5 protein-coding genes are annotated in these 7,369 nt (G+C 44.1%); all 5 read left to right on the forward strand.

The features are described from left to right. Positions 1–71 precede the first annotated feature (71 nt). The 5 genes from moeA (at position 72) to gyrA (ending at position 6,991) form a co-directional block, all read left to right on the forward strand. Positions 72–1,286, forward strand: coding sequence for a molybdopterin molybdotransferase MoeA (gene moeA, locus BKK52_RS06605; RefSeq protein ID WP_077420936.1), 1,215 nt, complete (start codon positions 72–74; stop codon positions 1,284–1,286). A gap of 3 nt (positions 1,287–1,289) precedes the next feature. Next, complete coding sequence (gene moeB / locus BKK52_RS06610; RefSeq protein ID WP_077420935.1) at positions 1,290–2,030, forward strand: molybdopterin-synthase adenylyltransferase MoeB; 741 nt, start codon at positions 1,290–1,292, stop codon at positions 2,028–2,030. A 76-nt stretch (positions 2,031–2,106) separates the two neighbouring features. Then, positions 2,107–2,646 (forward strand): hypoxanthine phosphoribosyltransferase, encoded by a 540-nt coding sequence (gene hpt / locus BKK52_RS06615; protein ID WP_077420934.1) that lies wholly within the window; start codon positions 2,107–2,109, stop codon positions 2,644–2,646. Between the two features lie 171 nt (positions 2,647–2,817). After that, the gene (locus tag BKK52_RS06620; RefSeq protein WP_077420933.1) at positions 2,818–4,209 is read left to right on the forward strand and encodes a DegQ family serine endoprotease; all 1,392 of its coding nucleotides are present in this window, start codon (positions 2,818–2,820) and stop codon (positions 4,207–4,209) included. Between the two features lie 136 nt (positions 4,210–4,345). Beyond that, positions 4,346–6,991 carry a DNA topoisomerase (ATP-hydrolyzing) subunit A gene (gyrA, locus tag BKK52_RS06625; RefSeq protein ID WP_077478299.1) on the forward strand — a complete coding sequence of 882 codons (2,646 nt, stop codon included), beginning with the start codon at positions 4,346–4,348 and terminating at the stop codon, positions 6,989–6,991. Positions 6,992–7,369 lie beyond the last annotated feature (378 nt).

Genomic DNA, 7,369 nt, shown 5'->3' on the forward strand with positions numbered 1-7,369 from the left:
TTGCTCATTTGAATGAATAAATCTTTAGGGATAAAATAACCGACAATTTTTCTCAAACTAAGGATTTTCCTATGCTCACCTTGGATCAAGCACGCCATCAAATGTTGGCACAGCTTTCCTTTCCTTCAGAGATTGAAACCGTCAATTTACAAGATGCCGCCAATCGCACTTGTGCGGAAAATGTCATCTCCCCGATGAATGTGCCTTCTTTTGATAATTCGGCGATGGACGGCTATGCGGTGCGATTGAGGGATTTGCAACAATCCCTCACGCTTTCTGTTGCCGGGAAATCCTTTGCCGGCAATCCCTTCCAAGGGGAATGGCCCCCACAAAGTGCGGTCAGAATAATGACCGGTGCGGTAATTCCCGAAGGCGCCGATGCCGTGGTGATGCAAGAGCAAGTAACGGTAAATGCAGATGGCAGCGTGACCTTCAGCGAGCTCCCTAAACCCAACCAAAATATTCGCCGTATTGGTGAAGATGTGAAAAAAGGGGAAATTGTGTTGCCACAAGGCTCACCCCTAAATGCAGTTTCATTGCCCCTGTTAGCCTCGCTCGGTATTGCTGAAGTGAAATGTTATCCACGTTTAAAAGTGGCGATACTTTCCACCGGCGATGAATTGGTGGAAGTGGGAAAACCACTTCAAACGGGGCAAATTTATGACACCAATCGTTTTACAATTAAATTATTATTAGAAAAACTCCATTGCGATGTGATAGATGTTGGCGTGCTCCCCGATAACCCGGTGGAATTTGAAAATGCCTTTATGAATGCACAAAAACAAGCCGATTTGGTGATAACCAGTGGCGGTGTTTCGGTGGGTGAAGCCGATTTCACCAAAGAGGTTTTAGAGAAAATCGGTGAGATCAATTTCTGGAAACTCGCCATTAAACCGGGCAAACCCTTTGCCTTTGGTAAGTTGAAAAACGCTTGGTTTTGTGGATTACCCGGTAATCCGGTTTCCGCCTTAGTCACCTTCTATCAACTGGTTCAGCCGCTTATTGCCACACTTCAAGGGCAAAAACAGTGGAAAAAACCACCGCACTTTTCTGCAATAACCCTCACCAATTTGAAAAAAGCACCGGGCCGTTTAGATTTTCAACGGGGTTTTTATCAAGTTAATGCGCAAGGGAGCATTGAGGTTCAACCGGTGGGCTTCCAAGGATCGCACCTGTTCAGTGCTTTTGTGAAAAGCAATTGCTTTATTGTGTTAGAACAAGCGCGTGGCAATGTGCAAGCAGGTGAAACCGTGACTATCGAACCCTTCAATCATTTATTGGACTAAAAAATGGCGACACTCAGTCACGAAGAAGAACTACGCTACAACCGTCAAATTATACTAAAAGCGGTTGATTTTGATGGTCAGGAAAAACTCAAAGACAGCCATATGCTGATTGTGGGCCTAGGCGGCTTGGGCTGTGCGGCGGCACAATATCTGGCAGCGGCAGGCGTTGGGCATTTAACCTTATTGGATTTCGACACGGTTTCCCTTTCCAACCTTCAGCGCCAAGTGTTGCATTGCGATGCTCGGTTGAATATGGCGAAAGTGGAATCTGCAAAAATTGCCCTTGAACAAATTAATCCGCACCTTGAAATCAAAACGCTCAATGCCAAATTGGACGAGGAAAAACTCGCCGAAATACTACCGCACTTTGATGTGGTGTTAGATTGTACCGATAACGTGGATATTCGCAATCAACTGGATAACCAATGTGAAAAAGCGAAAATCCCTTTAATTTCCGGGGCCGCTATTCGCATGGAAGGCATGGTTTCAGTGTTCACCTATGAACCTGATACCCCCACTTATCGTGATCTCAGCCAACTTTTCGGACAAAACCATTTAACCTGTGTGGAAGCCGGTGTACTGGCGCCCATTGTCGGTATTATAGGTTCAATTCAAGCCCTAGAAGCCATTAAAGTGCGGTTAAATATCGGCAAGTCTTTATGTGGTCGATTATTAATGATTGATGGGCTTTCCATGGCGATTCGGGAAATGGTATTGCCTAAAACTGCCTTTGCTGCCCGCTAATCGGACGGTTTAAACTTCAGGCTTTTTTTTGTAAAATAGCGGGGTTTATTCGTCTTATCACCCAAAAGGAAACACAATGAAAAAACATCATGTTGATGTCCTTATTTCTGAAGCGGATGTCAAAGCCCGTATCGCCACATTAGGGGCAGAAATTACCGCCTTTTATCAACAAAAACCGATTAATAAGTTGATTGTTGTCGGCTTATTACGAGGCTCATTTATGTTTATGGCAGATTTAGTCCGTGAATTAAAACTGCCGGTAGAAATTGAATTTATGACCACCTCAAGTTATGGCAGTGGTATGACGACAAACCACGATGTAAAAATTACGAAAGATTTGGAAGGCGATATCCGTGGTGAACATGTGCTAATTGTAGAAGATATTATTGACACCGGTTATACCCTTGAAAAAGTCCGTGAAATTTTAAATTTACGGGATCCGGCAAGCCTGACCATTTGTACTTTATTAGATAAGCCTTCACGTCGTGAAGTCGGCGTGCCTGTAGAATGGGTGGGCTTTGAAATTCCCGATGAATTTGTCGTCGGTTATGGCATTGACTATGCCCAACGCCATCGTCATTTAGGTTACATTGGTAAAGTGGTCTTAGAAGAATAATCCATTAGGGGGCATCGTACTGATGCCCTTTTTCCTTTGCCTATGTCAAATTTTAGTCAATCACTCAAATCACCTTTCCATTCCCCCTTGTTTTCCTGAACATTTTCCCTATATCTTTGTCTAACCGCTCGCATATTTGGATACTATCTTCTATTTCGACTTGGAGATTCTATGAAAAAACGTCATTTTTTATTAAGTAGTCTTGCATTAGGTTTAACGGTTTTAGGCACATCGGTGAGTACACAAGCCAGCCTACCGAGTTTTCTTACAGAACAAAATAGCCTTGCCCCAATGCTTGAAAAAGTACAACCTGCTGTGGTGACCCTTTCTGTGGAAGGCAAAGCCAAACGCAATAGCCGTTCTGCCTTACCTGATGATCTTCCGGAAGAATTTCGATTTTTCTTTGGCGATCAATTCGCCGAACAGTTTGGCAATCGAAGTGGCGGGCGTAATTTCCGTGGGTTAGGTTCCGGTGTAATTATCAATGCCGATAAAGGCTATGTCTTAACCAATAACCATGTGATTAATGATGCCGATAAAATCAACGTGACATTACAAGATGGGCGTGAATTTAAGGCAAAACTGGTAGGGAAAGACGAGCAATCGGATATCGCTCTGATTCAAATTGAAAATCCGACAAATTTGACTGCGTTGAAATTTGCCGATTCCGATAAATTGCGTGTAGGTGATTTCACTGTTGCCATTGGTAACCCATTCGGACTGGGGCAAACCGTCACCTCAGGTATTGTTTCCGCACTGGGTCGTTCAACAGGATCTGACAGCGGTGCTTATGAAAACTACATTCAAACCGATGCGGCGGTAAACCGTGGGAATTCCGGTGGTGCATTGGTGAATTTAAACGGTGAATTAATCGGTATCAATACGGCAATTATCTCACCAAGCGGAGGAAATGCAGGCATTGCATTTGCTATTCCAAGCAACCAAGCCAACAATATCGTTCAACAAATTTTAGAATTTGGTGAAGTGCGTCGTGGCTTATTGGGTATCAAAGGCGGTGAATTAAATGCCGATTTAGCCAAAGCCTTTAATGTGAATGCCCAACAAGGGGCCTTCGTCAGCGAAGTGATCCCAAACTCTGCAGCGGAAAAAGCAGGGATTAAAGCAGGCGATGTGATTACGGCAATGAACGGGCAAAAAATTTCAAGCTTTGCAGAAATGCGTGCCAAAATTGCCACCTCAGGTGCCGGAAAAGAAATTGAGCTGACCTATTTGCGTGATGGTAAATCGCAAAATGTGAAAGTCACCTTACAAGCAGATGACGGAAAAGATCAAAGTGCAAGCAATATGGAATTACCGGCATTAGATGGTGCGGAATTTAATAATTACAATGCGAAAGGCATAAAAGGCATTGAAATTACCAAAGTTCAGCCGAATTCCCTTGCCGCACAGCGTGGTTTGAAAACCGGCGATATTATCATTGGCATAAACCGTCAAGCCGTGGAATCAACCCAAGATTTACGCAAAATCTTAGAACAAAAGCCTTCCGCCGTAGCATTAAATGTTTTGCGTGGAAACAACAACTTCTATTTATTAGTGCAGTAATCTTAAAAGTGCGGTCTGTTTGACGACCATTTTATAACGGTGTTTTATCAAGGATAAGACACCGTTTTTTCGTGGGAAAAATCCCGCTGTTGTGCTACAATTCGTGCAATTTTTTTGAGCTAAAAAGGAATACTCAATGACGGATTCAATCCAATCCTCAATTACCCCTGTCAATATTGAAGAAGAACTCAAATCCTCCTATCTCGACTATGCCATGTCTGTCATTGTCGGACGTGCATTACCTGATGTGCGTGACGGTTTAAAACCCGTGCACCGCCGTGTGCTGTTTTCAATGGACCGTGAAGGCAATACGGCAAATAAAAAATATGTCAAATCTGCCCGTGTGGTGGGGGATGTCATCGGTAAATATCACCCTCATGGTGATTCTGCGGTCTATGACACGATTGTCCGTATGGCACAGCCCTTCTCACTTCGTTATATGTTGGTAGACGGGCAAGGTAACTTTGGTTCGATTGATGGCGATGCGCCGGCCGCTATGCGTTATACCGAAGTGCGTATGCAGAAAATTACGCAAGCTTTGCTAACGGATTTGGATAAAGAAACCGTCAATTTCTCGCCAAACTATGATGGCGAATTAATGATTCCGGATGTTTTGCCAACCCGTATTCCGGCATTGCTTGCAAACGGCTCGTCCGGTATTGCGGTGGGGATGGCCACCAATATTCCGCCTCATAACCTCAACGAAGTGTTAAACGGCTGTTTGGCGTATATTGATAACAATGAGATCACAATTGATGAATTAGTGCAGCACATTCCGGGGCCGGACTTCCCAACGGCGGCGTTAATTAATGGTCGCAAAGGGATCGAAGAAGCCTATCGCACCGGTCGGGGTAAAGTCTATGTTCGTGCCCGTGCAAGCGTTGAAACCAACGATAAAGGCCGTGAGCAAATTATCGTATCAGAATTGCCTTATCAAGTGAATAAGGCAAAGCTTGTAGAAAAAATTGCCGAGCTGATTCGTGAGAAAAAAATTGAAGGCATCAGCAATATTACCGACCTTTCAAACAAAGAAGGGATCCGTATTGAAATCGATATCAAACGGGATGCGGTTGGTGAAGTGGTGTTAAATCACCTTTATTCACTCACCCAAATGCAGGTGACTTTCGGCATCAATATGGTGGCGCTCGATCACGGACAGCCACGTTTATTTAACCTCAAAGAAATTATCGAAGCCTTCGTATTACACCGCCGTGAGGTGGTGACCCGCCGCTCCATTTTTGAGCTTCGCAAAGCCCGTGAGCGTACCCATATTTTAGAAGGTTTAGCGGTGGCACGCTCTAATATTGATGAAATGATTGCGATTATTCGCAATTCCAAAAACCGTGAAGAAGCCGCCAATGCCATTAGTTCACGTTCTTGGGCATTACATTCAGACATCATCAACTTACTGGATATTACCGCCCGCCCTGATGAACTTGAAGAAGGATTGGGTATTCAAGGCAGCCAATATTATCTCTCACCGGCGCAAGTTAATGCGATTTTAGAACTTCGCCTACACCGTTTAACGGGCATCGCTTTTGAAGAAGTGGTGAAAGAATACCAAGAATTATTAGTAAAAATTGCCGATCTTCTCCATATTTTAAGCAGTGCCGAACGCTTAATGGAAGTCATCCGTGAAGAATTGGAAGAAGTCAAATCACAATTTGGTGATGAGCGTTTAACAGAAATTACTACCGCTTCAGGCGATATTGATTTAGAAGATCTTATCGCTCAAGAAGATGTGGTGGTGACCCTTTCCCATGAAGGCTATGTGAAATATCAACCGCTGACCGATTATGAAGCGCAACGCCGAGGTGGAAAAGGCAAATCGGCCACGAAGATGAAAGAAGAAGATTTCATCGAAAAACTCTTGGTCGCTAATACTCATGACACCATTCTCTGCTTCTCAAGCCGAGGACGTTTATATTGGCTGAAAGTCTATCAGCTCCCACAAGCCAGCCGTGGCGCGCGTGGTCGTCCTATCGTTAATATTCTGCCATTACAAGAAAATGAACGTATCACCGCAATCCTCCCGGTTTCAGCTTATGAAGAAGACAAATTTGTGGTGATGGCAACCGCAGGCGGGATTGTGAAGAAAATTGCGCTCACCGAATTCAGCCGTCCACGTTCAAGCGGTATCATCGCCTTGAATTTACGAGATGAAGATGAGCTGATCGGTGTAGATATTACCGATGGCAATAATGAAATTATGCTCTTCTCTTCTCAAGGCCGTGTGGTACGTTTTGCTGAAACTGCCGTTCGGGCAATGGGACGTTTAGCCACCGGGGTTCGAGGGATCAAACTTGCCTTAACCAATGAAATATCAGAAGAGGAAAGTGCGGTCGATATTGAGGAAATTTCTGATGAAAATACGGAAGATTCTTTGGATCTCAATATCGACAAAGTGGTTTCTTTAGTCATTCCAAAAGGTGAAGGGGCAATCCTAACGGCAACCCAAAACGGTTACGGTAAACGCACCCAATTAAGCGAATATCCAACCAAATCCCGTAATACGAAAGGGGTGATTTCTATCAAAGTGAGTGAGCGTAACGGTAAAGTCGTGGCGGCAACCCAAGTGGAAGAAACGGATCAAATTATGCTGATAACCGATGCCGGCACCTTGGTGCGCACCCGTGTTAGCGAAGTGAGCATTGTGGGTCGTAACACCCAAGGGGTTCGCTTGATTCGCACCGCTGAAAACGAGCAAGTCGTCAGCCTTGAGCGAGTGTGTGATATGGATGATGAAGACAGCTCAGAAGACACCGGGATAACGGAAGAATAACCTAACCCCTAACGCTAAAGGATTTCACTCATACTCTCTGGGTGAAATCCTTTTTTCAATTAGATTTTCTAAAGCTCTCACCTTATAAAGAAAGCAATCAAAAATGATGCCTTCTTATCAATATTATGTAGTCGTTATATAACTCTGGGTTATTTATTTCGTTCTCATCCCCTCGCCCGTTTATGGGAGAGGGTGGAGAAAATGTACAACCCAAACATCATTTACATATTTCCCTAAGGACATCGTTTACATTTTGTTGGGTTGCTGGTGCCACTGTGTGGCGGGTTTTATTTTCTTTTCTCGTTCGTCCATTTGACCGAGAAAATGAAAACGGTAAAAAATGTTCCAAATGCCATCGGCATAAGGCACAAACGCCAC

Origin of the sequence: Rodentibacter trehalosifermentans (genome assembly GCF_002000545.1) — a bacterium.
In the GTDB taxonomy this organism is placed as follows: domain Bacteria; phylum Pseudomonadota; class Gammaproteobacteria; order Enterobacterales; family Pasteurellaceae; genus Rodentibacter; species Rodentibacter trehalosifermentans.

What these genes read in the sequence shown, in the direction of transcription:
- moeA (WP_077420936.1), top strand. Translation starts at nt 72, where the DNA reads ATGCTCACCTTGGATCAAGCACGCCATCAAATGTTGGCACAGCTTTCC.
- moeB (WP_077420935.1), top strand. Translation starts at nt 1,290, where the DNA reads ATGGCGACACTCAGTCACGAAGAAGAACTACGCTACAACCGTCAAATT.
- hpt (WP_077420934.1), top strand. Translation starts at nt 2,107, where the DNA reads ATGAAAAAACATCATGTTGATGTCCTTATTTCTGAAGCGGATGTCAAA.
- BKK52_RS06620 (WP_077420933.1), top strand. Translation starts at nt 2,818, where the DNA reads ATGAAAAAACGTCATTTTTTATTAAGTAGTCTTGCATTAGGTTTAACG.
- gyrA (WP_077478299.1), top strand. Translation starts at nt 4,346, where the DNA reads ATGACGGATTCAATCCAATCCTCAATTACCCCTGTCAATATTGAAGAA.